This window comes from Chryseobacterium sp. GTID13 (assembly GCF_056172655.1).
In genome coordinates this window covers 767,921-788,566 of record NZ_JAOCMB010000007.1, presented here as the reverse complement: position 1 = coordinate 788,566, position 20,646 = coordinate 767,921, and the positions used below count along the sequence as shown (strand labels likewise).

24 protein-coding genes are annotated in these 20,646 nt (G+C 38.9%); 11 read left to right on the top strand and 13 right to left on the bottom strand.

The features are described 5' to 3' along the window. The first annotated feature begins 30 nt into the window (after window positions 1-30). The 3 genes from N4G44_RS23160 (at window position 31) to N4G44_RS23150 (ending at window position 1,990) form a co-directional block, all read left to right on the top strand. Entirely contained in the window at window positions 31-1,056 is a 1,026-nt protein-coding gene (locus tag N4G44_RS23160; protein WP_474930090.1) for an LLM class flavin-dependent oxidoreductase, read from the top strand. A gap of 84 nt (window positions 1,057-1,140) precedes the next feature. Continuing rightward, window positions 1,141-1,440 (top strand): VF530 family protein, encoded by a 300-nt coding sequence (locus tag N4G44_RS23155; RefSeq protein ID WP_474930089.1) that lies wholly within the window; start codon window positions 1,141-1,143, stop codon window positions 1,438-1,440. Window positions 1,441-1,489: 49 nt separating this feature from the next. Further along, window positions 1,490-1,990: an FKBP-type peptidyl-prolyl cis-trans isomerase gene (locus tag N4G44_RS23150; RefSeq protein ID WP_474930088.1), complete on the top strand. Its 501-nt coding sequence runs from the start codon at window positions 1,490-1,492 to the stop codon at window positions 1,988-1,990. Window positions 1,991-2,027: 37 nt separating this feature from the next. Here the strand turns inward: N4G44_RS23150 and N4G44_RS23145 are convergent, their stop codons facing one another. Both N4G44_RS23145 and N4G44_RS23140 read right to left on the bottom strand, forming a co-directional pair. Next, on the bottom strand, window positions 2,028-2,405 hold the full coding sequence (locus N4G44_RS23145) for a YchJ family protein (RefSeq protein WP_474930087.1): 378 nt from the start codon (window positions 2,403-2,405) through the stop codon (window positions 2,028-2,030). A 233-nt stretch (window positions 2,406-2,638) separates the two neighbouring features. Further along, window positions 2,639-4,780, bottom strand: coding sequence for a M3 family metallopeptidase (locus N4G44_RS23140; RefSeq protein ID WP_474930086.1), 2,142 nt, complete (start codon window positions 4,778-4,780; stop codon window positions 2,639-2,641). Between the two features lie 58 nt (window positions 4,781-4,838). Here N4G44_RS23140 and N4G44_RS23135 point away from each other — a divergent pair, with 58 nt between their 5' ends. Continuing rightward, complete coding sequence (locus tag N4G44_RS23135; RefSeq protein ID WP_474930085.1) at window positions 4,839-5,675, top strand: head GIN domain-containing protein; 837 nt, start codon at window positions 4,839-4,841, stop codon at window positions 5,673-5,675. Between the two features lie 3 nt (window positions 5,676-5,678). On the opposite strand, the gene N4G44_RS23130 is transcribed toward N4G44_RS23135, so the two are convergent. The 5 genes from N4G44_RS23130 to N4G44_RS23110 all read right to left on the bottom strand — a co-directional run bounded on the left by N4G44_RS23130 (window position 5,679) and on the right by N4G44_RS23110 (window position 10,103). Next, the gene (locus tag N4G44_RS23130) at window positions 5,679-7,568 is read right to left on the bottom strand and encodes a monovalent cation:proton antiporter-2 (CPA2) family protein (RefSeq protein WP_474930084.1); all 1,890 of its coding nucleotides are present in this window, start codon (window positions 7,566-7,568) and stop codon (window positions 5,679-5,681) included. Between the two features lie 3 nt (window positions 7,569-7,571). Then, window positions 7,572-8,093: an NAD(P)H-dependent oxidoreductase gene (locus N4G44_RS23125; protein ID WP_474930083.1), complete on the bottom strand. Its 522-nt coding sequence runs from the start codon at window positions 8,091-8,093 to the stop codon at window positions 7,572-7,574. A gap of 186 nt (window positions 8,094-8,279) precedes the next feature. Continuing rightward, complete coding sequence (locus N4G44_RS23120; protein WP_474930082.1) at window positions 8,280-9,089, bottom strand: TPM domain-containing protein; 810 nt, start codon at window positions 9,087-9,089, stop codon at window positions 8,280-8,282. After that, entirely contained in the window at window positions 9,070-9,498 is a 429-nt protein-coding gene (locus N4G44_RS23115) for a TPM domain-containing protein (protein ID WP_474930081.1), read from the bottom strand. Before N4G44_RS23115 ends, N4G44_RS23120 begins: the two co-directional genes overlap by 20 nt. Next, entirely contained in the window at window positions 9,498-10,103 is a 606-nt protein-coding gene (locus N4G44_RS23110; RefSeq protein ID WP_040997006.1) for a LemA family protein, read from the bottom strand. Before N4G44_RS23110 ends, N4G44_RS23115 begins: the two co-directional genes overlap by 1 nt. A 73-nt stretch (window positions 10,104-10,176) precedes the next feature. On the opposite strand from N4G44_RS23110, the gene N4G44_RS23105 reads away from it, so the two are divergent. After that, window positions 10,177-10,671: a dihydrofolate reductase gene (locus N4G44_RS23105; RefSeq protein ID WP_474930080.1), complete on the top strand. Its 495-nt coding sequence runs from the start codon at window positions 10,177-10,179 to the stop codon at window positions 10,669-10,671. Between the two features lie 74 nt (window positions 10,672-10,745). Beyond that, on the top strand, window positions 10,746-11,315 hold the full coding sequence (locus N4G44_RS23100; protein ID WP_040997002.1) for a membrane protein: 570 nt from the start codon (window positions 10,746-10,748) through the stop codon (window positions 11,313-11,315). Between the two features lie 62 nt (window positions 11,316-11,377). On the opposite strand, the gene N4G44_RS23095 is transcribed toward N4G44_RS23100, so the two are convergent. The 5 genes from N4G44_RS23095 to N4G44_RS23075 form a co-directional block, all read right to left on the bottom strand. Next, a complete protein-coding gene (locus N4G44_RS23095; RefSeq protein ID WP_474930079.1) occupies window positions 11,378-12,010 on the bottom strand; it encodes a trimeric intracellular cation channel family protein in 633 nt (210 codons plus the stop codon). Window positions 12,011-12,062: 52 nt separating this feature from the next. Further along, window positions 12,063-12,434, bottom strand: a complete 372-nt coding sequence (locus N4G44_RS23090) for a four helix bundle protein (RefSeq protein ID WP_474930078.1) — start codon at window positions 12,432-12,434, stop codon at window positions 12,063-12,065. 17 nt (window positions 12,435-12,451) lie between these two features. Next, window positions 12,452-12,916, bottom strand: coding sequence for a pantetheine-phosphate adenylyltransferase (gene coaD, locus N4G44_RS23085; protein WP_027373487.1), 465 nt, complete (start codon window positions 12,914-12,916; stop codon window positions 12,452-12,454). Window positions 12,917-12,919: 3 nt separating this feature from the next. After that, the gene (locus tag N4G44_RS23080; RefSeq protein WP_474930077.1) at window positions 12,920-13,192 is read right to left on the bottom strand and encodes a hypothetical protein; all 273 of its coding nucleotides are present in this window, start codon (window positions 13,190-13,192) and stop codon (window positions 12,920-12,922) included. Between the two features lie 187 nt (window positions 13,193-13,379). Continuing rightward, the gene (locus N4G44_RS23075) at window positions 13,380-14,363 is read right to left on the bottom strand and encodes a D-alanine--D-alanine ligase (RefSeq protein WP_474930076.1); all 984 of its coding nucleotides are present in this window, start codon (window positions 14,361-14,363) and stop codon (window positions 13,380-13,382) included. Window positions 14,364-14,517: 154 nt separating this feature from the next. On the opposite strand from N4G44_RS23075, the gene N4G44_RS23070 reads away from it, so the two are divergent. From N4G44_RS23070 to murI, 5 genes are all read left to right on the top strand, one after another. Further along, window positions 14,518-15,621: a PASTA domain-containing protein gene (locus N4G44_RS23070; RefSeq protein ID WP_474930075.1), complete on the top strand. Its 1,104-nt coding sequence runs from the start codon at window positions 14,518-14,520 to the stop codon at window positions 15,619-15,621. Between the two features lie 71 nt (window positions 15,622-15,692). After that, a complete protein-coding gene (locus N4G44_RS23065; RefSeq protein ID WP_474930074.1) occupies window positions 15,693-16,766 on the top strand; it encodes an RluA family pseudouridine synthase in 1,074 nt (357 codons plus the stop codon). 51 nt (window positions 16,767-16,817) lie between these two features. Then, window positions 16,818-17,768 carry a PorP/SprF family type IX secretion system membrane protein gene (locus N4G44_RS23060; RefSeq protein WP_474930073.1) on the top strand — a complete coding sequence of 317 codons (951 nt, stop codon included), beginning with the start codon at window positions 16,818-16,820 and terminating at the stop codon, window positions 17,766-17,768. Between the two features lie 51 nt (window positions 17,769-17,819). After that, window positions 17,820-18,944, top strand: a complete 1,125-nt coding sequence (hemW, locus tag N4G44_RS23055) for a radical SAM family heme chaperone HemW (protein ID WP_474930072.1) — start codon at window positions 17,820-17,822, stop codon at window positions 18,942-18,944. A 215-nt stretch (window positions 18,945-19,159) separates the two neighbouring features. Next, window positions 19,160-19,990: a glutamate racemase gene (gene murI, locus N4G44_RS23050; protein WP_474930071.1), complete on the top strand. Its 831-nt coding sequence runs from the start codon at window positions 19,160-19,162 to the stop codon at window positions 19,988-19,990. Between the two features lie 52 nt (window positions 19,991-20,042). On the opposite strand, the gene N4G44_RS23045 is transcribed toward murI, so the two are convergent. Further along, a complete protein-coding gene (locus N4G44_RS23045; protein ID WP_474930070.1) occupies window positions 20,043-20,642 on the bottom strand; it encodes a nitroreductase family protein in 600 nt (199 codons plus the stop codon). Between the last annotated feature and the right edge of the window lie 4 nt (window positions 20,643-20,646).

Here is a 20,646-nt window from a genome sequence, read left to right as displayed (position 1 = left end):
ATCTAAAATGTAAAACATAAAATCAGAAATATGGAATTAGGAATAGGAATGTTTGGGGACCTGGCTTTTGACCAGGCGACCGGAAAATATAGAGATGCAGGAGTAAAGATCCGTGAAATACTGGATCAGGTAAAATTAATGGATGAGGTAGGAATTGATGTTTTTGCCATGGGAGAACATCACCGTGCGGATTATGCAGTTTCATCACCGGAAATGGTACTCGCAGCTGCGGCAAGTATTACCAAAAATATAAAGCTGGCAAGCGGGGTAACGGTTTTGAGTTCTTCAGAACCGGTAAAAGTATATGAAGATTTTTCAACTCTGGATTTAATATCAGACGGAAGAGCTGAAATATTTGTAGGAAGAGGAAGTTTTATCGAATCATTTCCATTATACGGATATTCATTGAATGATTATGAAGAACTTTTTGACGAAAAACTGGAGCTTTTATTAAAGATCAATTCAGAAGAAAACGTGACCTGGTCAGGAAAGCTTCGTGCACCGATGCAGAATCAAACCGTTTATCCTAGAGCAAAAAATGACGGAAAATTATCGATCTGGAGAGCGGTAGGAGGAACTCCGCAATCTGTTTTAAGTGCTGCAAAATTAGGAATGCCTTTGGTTGTGGCTATCATCGGAGGAATGCCTGTACAGTTTAAAAACTTAGTGGAATTTTACAAGCAGGAATATCAAAAAGCTGGACACGATGTTTCCAAAATGCAGATTGCCATCCATTCTCACACCTTTGTAAGCGATGACCAGGCTGTTGTAGACGGGTATTTTAATAACTATAAATCCCAGATGGACAGGATCGGGGCTTCCAGAGGCTGGGCTCCTTACACCAAAATGCAGTATGACGGAGGAAGAAGTAAAGACGGAGCATTATTTATCGGAAGTCCGGCAGAAGTAGCCGATAAAATTGCCTACATGAAAGAAATCTTTGGCATCACAAGATTTATCGGGCATATGGATGTAGGCGATCCGGCTCACGATATTATGATGAAATCCATTGAATTGTTCGGTGAAAAAGTAAAACCGGCTATTCAGAATCTTTAAAATAGAATCCTGCTGGCATACAGCAGGATTTTTTTATAAAAATATTAATCTTATAATTATTATTACTTTTACAAAAAAATAGCAATGCAGGAACCGTCCAAAGATCCGCTGCACGGAAAAAGACTCGATGCCATTCTTGAAGAACTGGTAGAATATTATGAAGGTTTTGAGAAACTTGGTGAGCAGATCAATATAAAATGTTTTACAGATAACCCCAGCATCAGCTCTTCACTGAAGTTTCTCAGAAAAACACCCTGGGCGAGAACCAAGGTAGAAAGCCTGTATCTCTATGTATTAAGACAGAAAAAAAGAACGAAACAAAAAGAAGAGATTAAAAGGATTTTTGTTTTAGCGGTTTTCCACGATCAATCATTTCAAAAATAGTATATTTGTGATATTAATCGTGAAAAGCATCACGAAAAAAAGAAAAAATATGACAATTGAAAACAACCATGTTGTAGCAGTAAGTTACATACTTCATACCATCGAAGAAGATGGAAGCAAGGTTCTTGTAGAAGAAACGACAGCAGAAAATCCGCTTACATTTTTATACGGTGTAGGAAGAATGATTCCAAAGTTTGAACAAAACATCCAGGGCCTGAAAGCGGGAGATAAAGCATCTTTCGTGATTCAGCCTGAAGAAGCTTACGGAGAAAAAGATCCGAATTCAATCGTGCAGTTGCCGCTTGATATGTTCCAGGAATCAGGAACTCCGCCTGTGGGGGCTATTTTACCTCTATCAGACGGTCAGGGTAATAATTTCCAGGCTTTTGTGGTGGAAGTAACTCCTGAAGCAGTAGTAGCAGACCTTAACCATCCAATGGCAGGGAAAGTTTTAGATTTCCAGGTAGAAATTTTAAATACACGTCCGGCAACGGAAGAAGAACTGGCTCATGGCCACTCTCATGGAATCGACGGGACAGATGCCCACTAAACTATAATGAAATGTCCGGATTTTTCCGGACATTTTTTTATTCTAAAAATTCTCCGCTTACATAAAACCAACGGTTTTGAATCATTTTGAATTTCGATAATTCATGATGAATGTGTTGATGCCCCTCTTCATCCGTATAGTAAGCTTTAAATTCAACTTTGCTCACAGAGGGCTTATCCACAATTTCCAGCTTTGTCCACTTATTAATTTCTCCCCATTCCTGTAGATCTTTTTTATTGTGAAATTGTCTTTTAACCGGAGATGTGGTTTCCATTAAATAGCCTCCATTGGGAATTGCAAAAGCAGAAAACCTTGAACGCATTAAAGCTTCAGCAGTTGGAGCATGCTTTTCTCCTGTATGATAAGGTTTACAGCATTCCTCGTAAGGTTTTCCGGAACAGCAGGGACAATTCATTTCTATACATTTTGGACACAAATTTACATGAATATTTTTTTATTTCCCACAGATTTTACAGATTCCACAGATTGAGATTATAATGAAAAAAATATCAGCAAAATTTACATTAGAATAATCTTCTATTATTATCGAATAAGAATGGGGCTTTAATTCATAAAAAAATAATTTAAACGGCTTTAGCCAAAATCTATAAAAAAAGAAGCACTCTTTCGAATGCTTCTCTGTATAATTTATTTGATAAAACCTCTGTTTCTCAATAAAGGCTTAATGTCCGGATCATGTCCTGTAAAATCTCTGAATGCCTGGTTAAGGTCCACAGAATTTCCTACGGAAAGAATATATTTTCTGAAACGGTCACCGTTTTCTCTTGTAAGGCCTCCGTTATTTTTAATCCATTCCCATGCATCATTGTCAAGGGTTTCAGACCAAAGATAAGCGTAATATCCTGCCGAGTAACCTCCGCCCCAGATGTGGGCAAAATAAGGAGTATGATATCTCGGAGGTACTGTCGCTAGAGTAAATCCATGATTGGCCAATGACTGTTTTTCAAAATCAAGGACCGGAATTAGCTGGCTTTCATTCGTTACAGTATGCCAATCCATGTCCAGGGCAGCTGCAGAAACAAGTTCTGTCGTCATATATCCCTGGTTGAAAGTAGCTGCTTTTTTAATTTTATCAACCAAAGCCTGAGGAATCGGCTGCTTTGTTTCGTAGTGAATTGCATAGTTTTTAAGAACTACAGGATCCAGTGCCCAGTGCTCATTAATTTGTGAAGGGAATTCCACAAAATCTCTCGGAACACTTGTTCCTGAAAGTGATGGATATTTCTGGCTTGCAAACATTCCATGGATAGAATGCCCGAATTCATGGAACATTGTAGAAACATCATCATAGCTGATCAGCGATGGTTTTCCCGGAGCCGGCTTCTGGTAATTGTAGCAGTTAACAATCACAGGCTTGGTTCCTAAAAGATAAGACTGCTCCACGAAGTTGCTCATCCAGGCGCCTCCGTTTTTAGAATCCCTGGTATAGAAATCAAGATAATAGATCGCAATAGATTTTCCGTCGTGGTCAAAAACCTCATAAGTTACCACATCAGGATGATAAACAGGGAGATCTGTTCTCTTTTTAAAGGTCAGTCCGTAGAACTTTTCAGCGGCGTAGAAAACTCCTTTTTCCAAAACAGTAGTTACTTCAAAATAAGGCTTGATCTGGTTTTCATCAAGGTCGTATTTTGCTTTTCTAACCTGTTCTGCATAGAAGTTCCAGTCCCATGGCTCTACTTTAAAGCCTCCTTTCTGCTGATCGATGAGGTCCTGAATATCTTTTGCCTCACGTCTTGCCGTTTCTACAGCAGGAGTCGCGATCTGGTTCATTAACTTGGTCGCGGCTTCAGGTGTTTTTGCCATCTGGTCCTGAAGTTTCCATTCGGCAAAGCTTTTCTTACCTAGGATCTGTGCTTTTTTAAGTCTCAGTTTGGCAAGCTTTTCAATGGTTTCGCGGGTATCGTTTCCATCACCTTTTTCAGCTCTCAGCCATGAGGCTTTGAACAGTTTTTCTCTTGTTGCTCGGTTTTTTAAATTTTGAAGAAGAGGCTGCTGTGTAGTATTCTGAAGTGCAAGGAGATATTTTCCAGGCTGTCCTGCAGTTTTGGCATCAGCTGCCGCAGCTTCGATCTCATCAGCAGAAAGTCCGTCCAGTTCTTTGGCATCAGAGAAAAATACACCTCCCTGCTTTCTTGCTTCCAATAATTTATTGGCATATTGGGTGGAAAGTGAAGCCAGCTCCTGGTTGATCTGCTTTAATTTTTCCTTGTCAGCTGCAGAAAGATTGGCTCCTGCAATTTCAAAATTTTGCTTATAATACTGAACCAGTTTTTTACTTTCAGGGTCCAAACCGTCTTCTTTAATAGACTTGATTCTTTTATATAAATTTTCATTCAGGTACATTTTATCGGAATGCGCAGCAAAAATAGGAGCGTATTCTTCATCTAAAGCCTGAAGGGTAGGGTTGGTATTTGCGCTTGTAAGATTGGAAAATACAATAGTGGCTCTTCTTAAAACTTCACCACTTTTTTCCAGGGCTACAATAGTGTTTTCGAAAGTAGGAGCTTCCGGGTTGTTGGCGATTTTCAGAATTTCAGCGTCATGCTGTTTAAGCCCGAAATCGAAGGCCGGTTTGAAATGTTCATTTTTAATTTTATCGAATTCCGGAGCTTCATACTGAAGCTTGCTTTTCTTCATAAAAGGATTTGAAGACAGGGATGGATCGGTAACAGGAGTCTCCTGTTGAGTGTCGGTTTTCTTCATGGTAGTACAAGATTGATTAAGTGCCAGAGCAGAAATTAACAATACCGATGAAATATTTTTCATAAATTAGTTGTTATTAAAGTATAAAGATATTAAAACTTAATTTATAAAAGCAGTAAACATGAAATCAACAACTCTTTTTGTATTCTCAGCCTTGGCGCTGATGACCGCATGTAATGATAAACATGACCGGAGAAATGGTGAAAATAACCATGACAATGACAAAGATAACGGGTGGGTAGATAATGTGATCAACAAAGAAAGCGGTCCGGTGAGAGAGAAAGAATTTAACGGAGATTTTGATGAGATTGAAGTTTCCCAGGCTATAGAAGCGGAAATCATTAAATCTGAAACGGAAAAAGTAGTTATTTCCGCACCGGAAAACATCATCAATGAAATTCTGGTGGATAACAGCGGCGGAAAACTTCATATTCACTATAAGAGAGGGATCAGGGTGATGAACAGCCACAATGTGAAGGCAAAAATTTATACGAAAGACTTCTCGAAACTTGTTGCCAATTCTGCAGCAAGTATCCATGTAAAAGATAAATTTACCCAGGAAAAAGTAGACGTTGAAATATCCAGCGCAGCGAGTGTTTCCGGAGATCTTGAAGCCAATGACTTTGACATCTCTGCAGACAGCAGCAGCAGTTTCAGTGGAAAAGTCTGGGCAGTGGATCTTGATGTTGATGCTTCTTCGGCAGCCAGTATCGATATTTCCGGAAAAGCTAAAAATGCAGACGTCACTTCCTCATCAGGAAGCAGCATCTCAGCTAAAGAACTTGTTGCTGATAATGTAAAAGCTGAAGCCTCCAGTGGGGCAAGTGTTCATATCGGCGCGGTTTTATCCGTAAATGCTGAAGCTTCATCAGGAGGCAGTGTGGATATTGCTAAAAGAGGAGAGCTTAAAAATGTAACCAAGGAGGAAAGTAGTGGCGGAAGCGTCAGTATTCAATAATAATTAATTGGAGGATTCCTCGTCATTTTCTTCTTCATCTGCTGACGAGGAACCTTCCCAATCTTTGTTATCAAAATTAAGGTTATCATAAGCCAGTAATTCCTCCTCCCGCTGGAGGATTTCTTTTGTGGTAAACAATAAGATCTCGTCATCATCCTTTGCTTTGGCCAGCCTTCTGATAGAGGCTTTATCTATGGCCATAAATCTCTGCCCAAGGCGTCTTGCCGCGTATTTTCTCATGCCTGTTTCATGCAGGACATCTACAGCCATATCTACAGCGGTTCCCAAGGTTTCGCGGTAAATATTTTCAATGCCGTTGTTGAGGTAATTATAAGCATCAATCCTGTTTTTAGCTCTTACAAAAATCTTGACTTTGGGATAATGTTCCCTTACCAGTTCAGCAATAAATTTATTATCATCAGGATCATCAAGACAGAGAACTAGTATTTCCGCATCCTCAATTCCTGCAGCCCTTAAGATTGGAATTCTTGTAGCATCCCCGTAATAAACTTTAAATCCATAGCTTCTTAACAGCTTTACCCTGTCAGAATCCCTGTCCAGAATCGTTGCCGAAATTTTATTAGCCTTTAAAAGACGGCCTACCGTACTTCCGAAATGTCCGAAACCTACAATAATGATCTTCTTCTGGGTTACATTACTGTCCAGAATATTGAAATCATTATCCGTATCAGGGACTTCCCGGATGAACTTAGGCGTAATCAATTTATCATTAATGATCAGAAGAATAGGGGTAATACACATGGTAATGGCAGTAACCGCCATCATCTGTGCATTGAGTTCAGGGCTCAAAAGATAAAGATCCGAAGCATAATTAATCAAAACAAAGGCAAATTCTCCTACCTGGGAAAGAGCAAAGGCGTAAAATAGACTCTGTGGTGTATCAATCCTGAAAAACTTTCCAATGGCATATAAAACCACAAATTTTACAATCAATACGGCAAAAACCGTAGAAAAAATAAACAGTGGATCCTGCTGGATAATATTAAAATTGATCGTGGAGCCTACACTTACAAAGAACACGGCCAAAAGCAAGCCTTTAAACGGATCAATCTGTGCTTCCAGTTCATGCCTGAACTCGCTGTTGGCCAACATTACCCCCGCAAGGAAAGCGCCCAGCGCCGGTGAAAGCCCTATGGCTACCATAAGCTCAGAAACCCCTATGACAAGGAATAGTGAGGAGGCTGTAAGCAATTCTGTCATTCCCGACTTTGAAACATATCTTAAAAAAGGAACAAATACATATCTGCCCAATAGAATCAAAATAGCCACTCCCAAGATCACTGTTCCTGCCTGTAGCCATTCAGGGAGTTTCTGGATCAGGATCTGTATGTCATTATCATGATGATTTGCTTTATAATTGGCAATAATCGGTAGAATAGCCAGAATAGGGATCACAGCAATATCCTGAAAAAGAAGGGTAGAGAAGGAAGCTTCTCCGGCCAGGGTTTTAAGGTTATTTTTTTCCTGAAGGGTTTGCAGTACAATAGCCGTAGAAGAAAGCGCAAAACACATCGCGATGGCAATAGCTTTATCGATCCTCCATCCGGCACTGATGAAAACGAGGAACAGAAGCGAAATCGAAAGCAGCATCTGGGTAAGTCCCAGACCCACAATTTTCTTCCGCATTTCCCAGAATTTTCTGGGTTCAAGTTCCAGCCCAACCAGGAAAAGGAGCATGATGACTCCAAATTCACTGGCATGCATAATGTCATTAACATCTTTTCCGGTAAGCCTTAGAACATAAGGCCCGATAATAATACCGCCTAAAATATATCCGATTACAGAACTCAACCCCAATTTTCTGGCCAGCGGAACCATAATGATGGCCACTCCCAGGAAAATTAATGTATTCATTGCTAAACTGGATTCCATATCTTATTGGTTGAGGAGTTCTGTAAATTCTTTTTTATGTAGAATAATATCTTTCTTGCTTAATTTATGGGCTTCATAAACAATTTTGATGTGCTTAATATTAGCCTTAAAAACCTTTAGAGAGACAATCAGCCCACTGATCAGTTCTTCCACGGTATACTGATAGGTTCCGTTTTTAGTGAATGATCTTTCTCTTCCTCCGGTCGTTACCAGAATATAAATTTCTTTGCCTTCTAATGGATTGGTTTCGCCTTCCCTGAGCCAGTCGCGGTCGAAAACTTCATCGATCCATAGCCGTAATAAAGGCGGTATTCCGAACCAGATAAGCGGAAACTGAAAAATAAAACGGTCATAATTTTTTAATCTTTTCCTTTCCCTGAACGCAGCAATATGAAAGTCAGGATATTCTTCGTAAAGATCTCTGAGGGTAAAATGCTGGTGACGGACATAGAAATTAATAAGCTCTACATTAGAATTGGAGTGCTCTAAATAGGGATGTGCAAAAACTACCAGCGTCTTTTTCATATACCTGTTTTCAGTAAATATAGCAAAAAAATATTGAATTAAAAACGGTTTTCATGCGGTTTTATTAATTTTTTAATACTTAAAATTGGATTTAATATTAAAATAGACAAATAAACAGCTAGTATTTAGTATATTAAATAAAAAATCGGGAACTGAGCCCGATTATATTGAATATTGTTATCTGTATTACCATCCGCCTGAAGCACCGCCTCCTCCAAAGCTGCCTCCGCCTCCAAATCCTCCAAATCCACCGCCGCCGGAACTTCCGCCACCAAAACCGCCTCCTCCGAAGCTGCCCGGGAAAGGAAAGAAACCGCCAGGATAATTTCTGCGCCCTCTTCTGGTAATGATCACATCGTCGTCGTCATTATTGCCGCCGCCGCGTCCTCCGCCTCTACCACCGAAAATAATAGCCAGAAGGATGAAAATTACAAATGCGATGATGAGGATTTTAAATGCGCTTCCATTGCCTGAAGGTGAGGTTTCTTCTACAGGTTTGAATTTTCCCTGAACGGCCTCCATAATTGCAGAAGTACCACGGTTGATCCCTTCATACCACTGTCCCTGCCTGAAATTAGGCGTTACAATATAATCAAGGATCTGTCCCGCCACAGAAGCAGTGAGATACTGTTCCACGGCTCTTCCCTGCTGGATAGACATGGTTCTGTCTTCAGTAGCAATCAGGAAAACGACACCGTTATCCACCCCTTTTTTTCCGATTCCCCATTTCTCACCGAACATGGTTGCCAGAAAGTTCACATCTTCTCCTTTGGTAGAAGAAATAATGACTACTTCAATTTCTGTGGAGGTAGAATCTGAAAATTTAATCAGCTTATTGTTCAGCTCATCTTTTTGCTGCTGGGTAAGCAATCCTGCTTCATCGAACACAGGATAAAGAACCGCCGGTTTTGGCGGAATCGTATACTGTGCTGATACAAAGGTGTAAAAGCAGAGGAGTATGAATGAAAATACTATTTTAAGAGAACGTAATCTCATTAGGAAGCTGATTGGGGTTTTCTCCTTCTACAGGAAAATGTTTTTTGAGTTCAAGACCGGTTTCCAGGATACCGCTTTTTAAAGCTTTGTAATAATTTCCTTTGGCAAATTCAGCAGTAATGTAATCGTGCAGGTGATCCCAATACGACTGGTGTACTTTATCATGGATCCCGATATCTCCGATAATAGTAAGATATTTCTGTTCGAAATTCACGTGGAAAAGCACCGCATTTCTATCGGCAGTTTTATTCATACAGAGTTCTTTGAAAACTTCAAATGCAGTTTGTGCATTCTCTGTTTCCGTATTCGAGTCAATGTGTACCCTGATCTCGCCTGTAGAATGTTCTTCTGCCGACTGTATCGCTTCCACAAGGGAATTGATCTGCTGATTTGTCAGAAAACGGTTCATTATTTAAATACTTCAGGAGCTTTTTCAGCACCGGCTTCAGCCTTGAAGAAAGGTTTTTCTTTAAAGTTGGTAAAGTTCGCCAGAATATTGTTCGGGAACGTTTTGATCGTCGTGTTATAATCTTTGGCAGCATCGTTGTAATAAACCGTTTCGGTTCTGATACTGTTTTCAATCGCCGTGTATTCTCTCTGGAAGTTGATGTACTGCTGGTCAGCCTTCAGGTTAGGGTAAGATTCCACTACCGCCATCAATCTGCTTAATGCGCCGGATAATTCTCCTTGTGCAGCCTGGAATTTTGCCATATCAGCTTCTGTCATATTCGTTGGATCAACGTTGATAGATGTTGCTTTTGAACGGGCTTCAACTACTTTTGTAAGAGTTTCCTGCTCAAATTTTGAATAAGATTTAACTGTTCTTTCCAGGTTTGGAATAAGATTGGCCCTTTTCTGATATACAGTTTCTATATTGGACCATTTGGAGTTCACATTCTGTTCTTTCGAAACAAAATTATTGTAACCGTTTTTTCCCCAGAAGAATATTACGCCTACGATGATAAGTAGTGCGATACCGATAGTTCCTGCGCTCAGGCAGCCTTTATTTTTCATAGTTTATTTTTTTAAATTTTTTGTGCTAACCAAATATACAAATTATGTGCTAATTTTGTAAAAAATTATCAGAATGACAACAATAGTGGTGGCAATGGGAGAGAAGAACGAGATCGGTTTTGAAAATAAATTGCTGTGGCATCTTCCTAAAGACCTGAAACACTTTAAAGATATTACTTCCGGACATCCCGTTATCATGGGAAGAAAAACCTATGAAAGTATAGGAAAACCTCTGCCTAACCGCACCAATATTGTTATTTCCAGAAAGAAAGACTGGTTTGAAGAAGGAATTCTGATCGTAGGAAGCATTAAAGAAGCTGTAAAATTTGCCAAAAAGATTGATGAAGAGGTTTTCATTATCGGTGGCGGAAATATTTATGAACAGACGATGGAAATTGTTGATAAATTAGAAGTTACTTTAGTGAAAGCTGACCTTGAGGCTGATACCTTCTTTCCAAAGATCAATGAAAAAATCTGGCAGAAGACTGACGAGATATGTCATGAAAAAGATGAAAAGAATCCATATGATTTTTGCTTTCAGACCTTTGAAAGAATCAAGACTGAGTAGTTGTAAAATTCTAACAGGTAACCTCTAGCTTCTAACCCGTAAATTTTCTATCTTTGCACTTCTAAAACTGAATAATGAATAAGTACATAAAAATTGCAGTTGCAGCAGTTCTTATCCTTTTAGGACTTTACATGATGATTTTCACAAGAAATCTGGGCTGGGGAATTGTAGTTTTCCTTCTGGCAGCAATACCTATTATACTTTTCTTCAAGAATGAATATATTCTTCTTGCCTTCTGGCAGCTGAGAAAACAGAATATGGAAAAAGCAGCACAATGGTTAAACGGGATCACCAATTACCAGGCACAGCTTCATAAATCCCAGTATGGATATTTTCACTACCTGTTGGGACTGACGCAAGCACAGGAACATCCTGCAAAAGTAGAACCTTTAATGAAGAAAGCTCTGGAATACGGATTGAATATGAAGCACGACAGAGCGATGGCTACACTGAATCTTGCAGCAGCAGCTATTTCAAAAGGAAGAAAGCAGGAAGGGCAGAAACTTCTGGAAGAGGCAAAAAGATTAGACAGCGCGGGAATGATGACAGACCAGATTAAAATGATGAAAGAGCAACTGAAAATGCCATCCATGCAAAAGCATATGCATAACCCGAATATGAGACAGAGAGGAAAATTCTTCTAAAAATTATACAAAACGAAAAAGCACCTGATTCAGGTGCTTTTTTATTTTAAACTAAACAGTGATTACATTTCCGAGTTATGATCATGGCCATAAAATTTAGGGATCTGCCATTGGTATTTTACAGCAAGAGTCCTGATGGCAACAATTAATAGAATTGTAAATACCTGTATAAATGTATAGGAAAGCGGTATATACTTCGTCATTAAAAGGAAAACAGATCCTCCGACGATACATGCCGTAGCATAAATTTCCTTCCTGAAAATCAGTGGAATTCTGTTCAACAGAATGTCCCGTATAATTCCTCCGAAACATCCGGTGATAGTTCCCAGGGCAATACATATGAATGGATGAATTTCTGCATTAAGCCCTTTCTGCACGCCGATAATGGTAAATAATCCCAGCCCGAAACTGTCAAAAATAAACAGAGTTACCTTGAAGTTCTTCTCTATAGATTTGAAGATCATCGCAAAAATACTTGTTCCGAGGATCAGGGCGCAGGTGAGAAGATCGTGCATCCAGAAAACAGGAATATCCAGCAGGAGATCTCTTACAGTTCCTCCGCCAACGGAAGTAACGAATGCAATAATCAGAACTCCAAACGGGTCAAGGCGTTTCTGCATTGCAGCAAAGCTCCCAGACATCGCAAAGGATATGGTTCCGAGTACTTCTATGGCAAAATTGAACTGTTCGTGCATAATTAATTTATGAGTAATAGGTAATGGGCAATGAGTAATAAAAATTATGCCATTAAAGTTGGGATAATCTAAATTTATATTTGGTCATGACCTTTACAAGTTCTTCACATTCTGATTTTAATTCAATCATTTTTTCCGGACTTAGATATTCAAGTTCCTCAATGATCTCAAGCCAGAGCTGGGTTTCATCAATTTCTTCCACTACAATACACAGTTTAGCAAATTTCTCCTTTTCGGATCTTGCTCTGGAAACAGCTCTGTAATTGGCAGCCACAGAAGTTGAAGATCTTATAATTTGCTTTCTGATAATTGAAACGTCATCAGAGTAAGGTAATGAAGACATGGATTTAATAATAAGGATCGAAAAATTTTTAGTTCTCTCCCGAAACAATTGATTATAATCCATATCTCCGTGATTACTCATTACCTATTACTCATTACTTATCTCTCTACCCTCACCGAATCCGGAACCAGCAGTTCATATTCTCCGCCGTGGTTGATGATCTCCCTGACAATGCTGCTGCTGATGAAAGATTTTCCGGATGAGGTTAATAAGAATACGGTTTCCAGTTTTTTGTGGGCCAAGGTCCTATTGGTATGGGCAATAGCTTTTTCGAATTCAAAATCGGCAGGGTTTCTTAAGCCTCTGATGATGTACTGTGCATTTTTCTCGAAGCAGTAGTCTACCGTTAATCCTTCAAAATAATCAACTTCCACATTCGGGAATTCCGCTACGGAATTTTGAATGAATTCCATTCTTTTTTCCAGAGGAAACATATATTTTTTCTGGGAATTCTGCCCGATAGCAATAATCAGTTTGTCAAAAAGCGGAGCCGCTCTTTCAATGATATCGTAATGTCCCAGTGTAATAGGATCAAAAGATCCCGGGAAAACAGCAATTTTCATATTCTAGTTGTTTTCGTTTGATTTTTCGTAAAACAGCTCCAAATTTTTGATATTCAGGCTGCAGTTATTATTGAGAACTTGATTGGAAGAAAGATTTAAAACTAAATCATTTCTTCCTATTATTTTTGAATTTTTATAAAGCTTTTTAATGGGATGAAAATTAATTGTACTTTCAAAATTTCCTCTTTCATTTTTTTTAATAACCCCTGAAAATAATACAGTATCATCCAAAGAAATGATTTCAAAATAATTGGGAACCTTTTCATTGTTAATCACTACATCGTTTTTTTAATATAGTTGAAGCACTTTTTTTCACCTATATAAATGGCGTCAGTTGAAAAACTGATGTTTTTGGGCTCCATACCAGTTTTGGGAATACCTAAATCAAGCGTTTTCGTATAATCCTGAGTGAAGGCAAAAAAGGAATTAATAATAAAGTAGAAAATAATTTTTTCATTCCTTTTTATTTATTAAGCGCTTTTTCCACTTCGTTTCCGCAAAGGTCTGTGATGGATATTCCGTAAATTTTTGCCTGTTGCGGAAGAATGCTGGCAGGGGAGAATCCTGGGTTGGTATTCATTTCAAGCATGTAAGGAATCCCGTCCATAAGGATAAATTCACTTCTTGAAAAACCGCTCATTCCAAGGGAATTGTAAGCTCTTTTTGAAATCTCTTCCACTCGGATCCTTGTGGCATCATCAATTCTTGCAGGGGTAATTTCTTCCGAAGCTCCTTCATATTTGGCTTCATAATCGAAGAATTCATTGGTAGGGACAATTTCGGTAATGCCTAAAACAATAGTTTCCCCTTTGAAATCTATCACGCCTACAGAAACTTCCATTCCGTCAAGGAAGCTTTCGATAAGAATTTCATCGTCTTCTTTGAAAGCAATTTCCGTCGCGGCAATTAATTCTGATTTCTCCTTTACTTTTGAAATTCCCAGCGATGATCCGGACTGGTTAGGCTTTACGAAAACAGGAAGCCCAAGAGTTTCCACGATCTCATCCGTATTGATTTCTTCTCCTTTTCTTAAATAGATGCTTTTCGCAGAAGGAATTCCATATTTGGAAAGTACAGCTAATGTATCTTTTTTATTGAAGGTCAGAGCACTTTGGTAGAAATCACAGCCGGTATACTTCTGTCCGATAGCATCCCAGTAGGCCTGAAGAATTCCGTTTTCGCCCGGAGTTCCGTGGATAATGTTGAAACAGGCATCGAATTTCAGTTTTTCATTGTTGTCCAGCGTTACTGAAAAATCTCCGCGGTTGATTTCATATTTTTTGTCGTTTTCACCCAGAAAATACCATTCATCTTTAAGGATAACTACTTTATATACATCATAGAGATTTCTGTCCAGAGAATCGTAGATCAACTGACCGCTTTTTAGGGAAACCACATATTCATCCGAATAGCCTCCCATCACAACGGCAACACTTTTTTTGCTCATAACCATATAGTATCAATTAAGGCAAATTTAATCATTTTATGTAATGCAATAAGGGAAATTCAGAAATTTTAAAATTCAAAATGAATTGTGTTAAATAAAAGTACATTTAAAATTATTAGCTATATTTGCCGTTATAATTAAAGTATTTTTAAGTATGCTTAAATCACTTTTCAATTGGAAAGTTTTACTGAATTTAGTAGTCGCCATCGGTGTTTTTGTGGGGTTGGTGTGGCTTACTTTCCGCTGGTTGGAGTACCATACAAACCACGGTCAGGAAATTCCTGTGCCCAATGTTATTAATAAATCGGTTTATGATGCCGTAAAAATATTAGAGGATACCGGGCTGGAGTATGAAGTAGACAGTGCGGAATATAATCCTAAATATAAACCTTTCCAGGTTTTAAAGATGCATCCTTTATCCAGTTCGCGTGTAAAACCGGGATCACTGGTAAGAATTGTTGTGAACCCAAGAACATGGGCGCCTATTACTGTTCCGGATGTGATCAATAAATATTCAGGTCTGGCATTCCAGAGACTGGATCAGGTAGGTCTTAAGATCGGGGATACCATCTATGAGCCGAGTATTCAGAAAGATGCTCTTTTAAGGGTACTATATAAAGGTAATGCAGTGAATCCGGGTTCACGACTTCCTAGATTCTCTGTGATCGATGTTGTGGTAGGATCAGGACCTATGAGAAATATTTCTATTCCTAATGTGGTAGGGCTTTCGGTAAAAGAAGCAAGAGCAGTCATTGCAAAAAGCTTATTTGAAGTAGGTCTGGTAGAACATGAAGACGGAAGTAAAGATGAGTCCGATATTATTTATTATCAGGATCCGGCTTCCGGGGATGTAAGGGATCAGGGAATGCAGATTGACCTTTGGGCCAGTAAAAGGACCCCTGCGGAACTCAGAGCAAAAGTAGAGCAGCTGAATTCTATTTACAGAATGAAAGTAGATACCTCTCTGCCTCCGGTACATTATGAAGAGGTTCCTACCTATTCGGAGCCAAATTATGAACCGCCTGTAGCCGCTCCGGTACCAAGAAAAGAAGTTCCTAAACCTGAACCGGCTAAAACAGAGCCAGCCAAGACGACAAGTACAACTACCGGTGCTAAACCTGCAGGAACTACGGCAGAAAAGCCTAAAACTACTGCAACCGGCAGTCAGACTTCAGGCAATAAACCGGCAACTACTGGAAATACAGCCCAACAACAGCCGGCTCAAAAACCAAAAGCTAAGAAAATAGTAGTAGAATAATCACTATTTATTATAAAAAATATAGGCTTCAACTGCAAAATGTTGGGGCCTTTTGTGTAAAAAATAAAACAATGGCAGAAGATAACGAAGACTTTTTTGACGAAGAATTATTAGAATCCGACACTTTGGAAAACATCGATATTGATGAAGAAAATAAGGGGCTATATGAACATCTTAACATCAAAGTTGATAAAAACCAGGAGCCGTTAAGGATCGATAAGTTCTTATTAATATACAGGCAGAACTCTTCACGGAACAAAATTTCGCAAACCTGCAGGGCAGGAAATGTGGTGGTGAATGGTGCTCAGGTAAAACAAAACTACCGTGTAAAACCCGGTGACCAGATTTCTGTGCTTCTTGCCCATCCGCCAAGAGAAAATGTAATCATTCCTCAGGATATCCCTGTCAATATTATTTATGAAGATGATGATCTGGTGGTTGTAGATAAGGAACCGGGCATGGTCGTACATCCCGGACATGGAAACTGGGACAAAACATTGGTGAATGCGCTGGCTTTCCATTTTGAAAAGAATGGTGAGAAATCTGATCTGGACAGGGTAGGACTTGTTCATAGGATCGATAAAGACACATCCGGCCTTCTGGTGATCGCTAAAAATGAATATGCACTGAGCTTCTTAGCCAAACAGTTTTTCAATAGAACGACAAAAAGATTGTACTGGGCTTTTGTCTGGGGAAATCCACAGGAAGATGAGGGAACCATAAGAGGACACATCGGAAGGCATCCTAAAAACCGTATGCAGATGTCCGTCTATGAGGATGGAAGCCAGGGGAAGCATGCCGTAACGCATTATAAAGTTTTGGAAAGGTTCAGATACATGACCTGGGTAGAGTGTAAACTGGAGACAGGAAGAACCCATCAGATCCGTGCTCATTTCAAACATATCGGCCATACTTTGTTTAATGATGAAAGATATGAAGGCCATACCCCGCTCAGAGGAGTGAATCTTCCTAAGTATAAGCAGTTTATAAAAAATGTATTCGAAATTCTCCCTAGACATGCACTTCATGCCCATACTTTAGGGTTTATACATCCAACAACTAAAAAGGAATTATATTTTGAGAGCCCAATGCCTAAAGATATGGCGGATGCTGTAAAAAAATGGAGAAATTATTTAGAAAACTAAAAATATATTGAGAATTTTTTTATATTTGTTGAATTGAAATCAAGATTTGTTATGAGAAAACTATATGCTATCGTATGTTTAGCTCTTTTGTCAAATGCATACAAAGCACAAGAATCACTACCATACTATCAGCAATATCTTCTGGATGGTGAATTCCTGTTCAACCCAGCTCAGTACGGAAAGACCGACTACGTGCAGCTTAATGCTAATTACCACAAACAATTTGACAAGTTTAGCGATTCTCCAAATACGCAGTCTATAGGAATCAACGGGAACATCTTCGACAGAGTGGGAGCAGGGCTCTCTATTTTCAGAGACAGTAATGGACCTATTTCTGCAGGCGGTATTACAGCGGGAGCTTCATACTTTATTCCACTAAGTAGTGAAGGAGAAAGAAAAGACCAATTCTCTTTTGGTACCAGTGTTTCATTTTATAATATGAACTTCGACTATACTTCAGTGAACGTTGAAGATGGCTACGATCCTTTATTGATCGGGAAAGAAGGGAATATTTTTATGGCTTATGCCAACTTCGGGGCAGCTGCTACCTATAGAAACATTTTCGCAGGAGTATCTGTAAACGATATCGCACTAAGCAATGATAAGGCTATCGTAAACGGAATCGAGCCTTCACCAATTAAATTCTTCTTAAACTTAGGATACGACTGGCATTTTGCTGACAATATCTATGTAACGCCATCAGCGTTGATCAACCTGAATACCAATTCAACAAGAATGATCGACTATAACTTAATGGCTACTTTCTTTAACGATATCAATTCATTCTCTGCCGGAGTAAGCTACAGAACGGTACAGAACAGATTCGACAGCCAGCAGCTTCAGATTGCACCGGTTATTAAAGTAAGATTCAATAAATTCATGGTTGGAGCTACTTACAACATCGGAATGTCTGATATCCAGACTTATGGTGGAAACAGCTTCATGATCAGTTTAGGATATAACTTCGATAACTTTATTAATCATAGAGGATATAGATATTAATCTGATATAATTTAAATAAATTTGAGCTCTGAAATTTTCAGGGCTTTTTTTATGATATATATTCACATTCCATTCTGCAAGCAGAAATGCAGCTACTGTAACTTTCACTTTTCTACATCTTTAAACTTTAAAGATGAAATGATCCGTGCCATGAAGACCGAAATCCGGCTTAGAAAAGATGAACTGCAGAATAAAAATCTGAAATCCCTGTATTTTGGAGGCGGAACGCCTTCCATTCTTTCGGCAGATGAAATCAAAGGTCTGATTGATGAAGTACAGAAGTATTTCAGTTTCGATAGCGATATTGAAGTTACTTTGGAGGCCAACCCTGATGATCTGGACAAAAATTTTTTAAAGCAACTGGCTCAATCTCCGGTCAACAGACTTTCCATCGGTACCCAGAGTTTTTTTGAAGAAGATCTTAAACTGATGAACCGCGCCCATAATGCTTCTGAAGCGGAGAGTTCAATCAAAAGAGCTCAGGATTTTGGATTCGAAAACTTAAGCATAGACCTGATCTATGGCTCCCCAACCTCGAATCTGGAAATCTGGAAGGAAAATTTAAACAAAACCATAGCCCTTGAAGTTCCGCATATTTCATCTTATGCATTGACCGTTGAACCCAAAACCGCTTTGGAAAACTGGATTTCGAAAGGGAAAGTTGCCAGTCCAAGAGAAGAAGAGCAAAATAAAGAATTTTACTACCTGTCAGATTTTTTAAAAGACAACGGATTTGAGCATTATGAAGTTTCCAATTTTGCAAAACCAGGCTTTTATTCAAGACATAATTCCGCATATTGGAAGTACAGAGAATATCTGGGAATAGGGCCTTCCGCACATTCTTATAACGGATTGGATATCAGAAGCTGGAATGTTGCCAACAATCAGCAGTATATCAAAAAGCTTCATAGCGGAATTCTTGCCAAAGAAGAAGAACTCCTGTCGCAGGAAGACCAGTTCAATGAAATGATCATGATCGGGCTGAGAACAATCTGGGGTGTAGATCTTGAGAGCCTGAAAAGTAAATTCGATGATAAAATCCTTGAGCATTTCCAATACGAGATAAAATCTAAAATAGAAGAAGGTATTTTGGTCACAGAAGACAATCATCTGAAAATTCCGGAAAAGCATTGGTTTATGGCAGATGGGATTGCTTCGGATTTGTTTATTGTATAAAGAATGATCATGCTTCGACTTCGCTAAGCATGACAATGATTAAATACATTACACAAACTTCAGGCAAATAACATTAGCGATGTCATGCTGAGCGAAGTCGAAGCATGATCAAAAATAACAGCGAAATTTCGGAATTATACCGTAGAAATAAAGTACAGAATCAGGAATACAAAAATCTAAAAATCTTCGTATTTTTGTATAAAATTTCAGTTCACTTGAAAACTAAAAAGCAAGATTATTCACATCTTTCACCAAGCCAGCCTATCGGTATTTTCGATAGCGGGGTGGGAGGACTTACCGTAGCTAAAGAGATCAAAAGACTTCTTCCTCACGAAGACCTGATCTATTTTGGAGATACCAAGCACCTTCCGTACGGTGAAAAGTCGAAAGATGCGATCATAGAATATTCTACCAAGATTACCAATTTTCTGCTTGAGCAGAACTGTAAAGCTATTGTCATTGCCTGTAATACGGCTACGGCAAATGCTTTGAATGAAGTAATGCAGTCTGTGAACGGGAAAGTTCCCGTAATTGACGTTATTAATCCAGTTGCAGAAAAGGTAGCTTATGAAATTCACAATAATGTCGGGGTTATTGCTACAAAAGCTACCGTGAATTCCGGGCTGTACAAAAAAAGCATCAGAAAGCAGAATAAATGGATCAAAGTTGATGAGCTGGCTACCCCGTTATTGGTTCCTGCCATCGAAGAAGGATTCAAAAACCACCCGATAACGCATGCGATCATTTACAATTATTTGAGCAATAATAAGCTCAAAAATATTGAAACACTTATTCTCGGCTGTACACACTATCCTTTGCTGATTGATGAGATCAAACAATATTACGGCAACAGAGTCCGCGTGATTGATTCACCCAATATTGTAGCCAACCACCTGAAAATTATCCTTGACAAATATCATCTTCTGAATGATAATAATCCGAAGCCAAGCTATCATTTTTATCTCTCGGATCTTACGAAGAACTTTGAGAAGATTTCTAAGAAATTCTTTGGAAAAACGATAGATCTGGAATTGAAAGTTTTATAATACAAAAAGCTGTTTCACCCGAAACAGCTTTTTTTGTAAAGTTCCTGAAAGATTAAGGTTCTACAATAACCATTTCACTCTTAAGCCTTCTTTTTGGGGTTATCTCCGGATGATTGCTGTCGTTTTCATCTCTTTTCCCGATGGCTACTGCAAAAAGTGTTTCGTAAGAATCGTTTTTTAGGATTCCGTCATACTTTTCAGTTTCAATGCCTTCCATGGGAGTGGAATCTATTCCCATAGCTGCACAGGCAGAAAGAAGAACTCCCAGTGAAAGATACACCTGGTGTCCCATCCAGGCACGAATAGCAGCTTCACCATTAGGTTTTACCATGTTTCTGTAATAATTGACCGAACCTTCAGGAAGATTTTCCTCGATCTGTTTTTCAAAATCTTTGGGATTTCTCAGTACCTGAAATACAATTAAATGACTGCTGTCCAATACTTTTCCCTTGTTGAAATAAGATGCTTCAGCCAGCTGTTTTTTAAGGTCGGGTTTATTAACAAAGATAAATTTCCATGGCTGGCTGTTGATGGAAGACGGGCTTAGATTAAGGATTTCTTTCAACTCCGCAATCTGTTCTGTGCTGATTTTTCCCTGAGGATCATACTTTTTTACCGTATACCTCTTTTTCATTTGCTCTAAAAAGTTCATAACT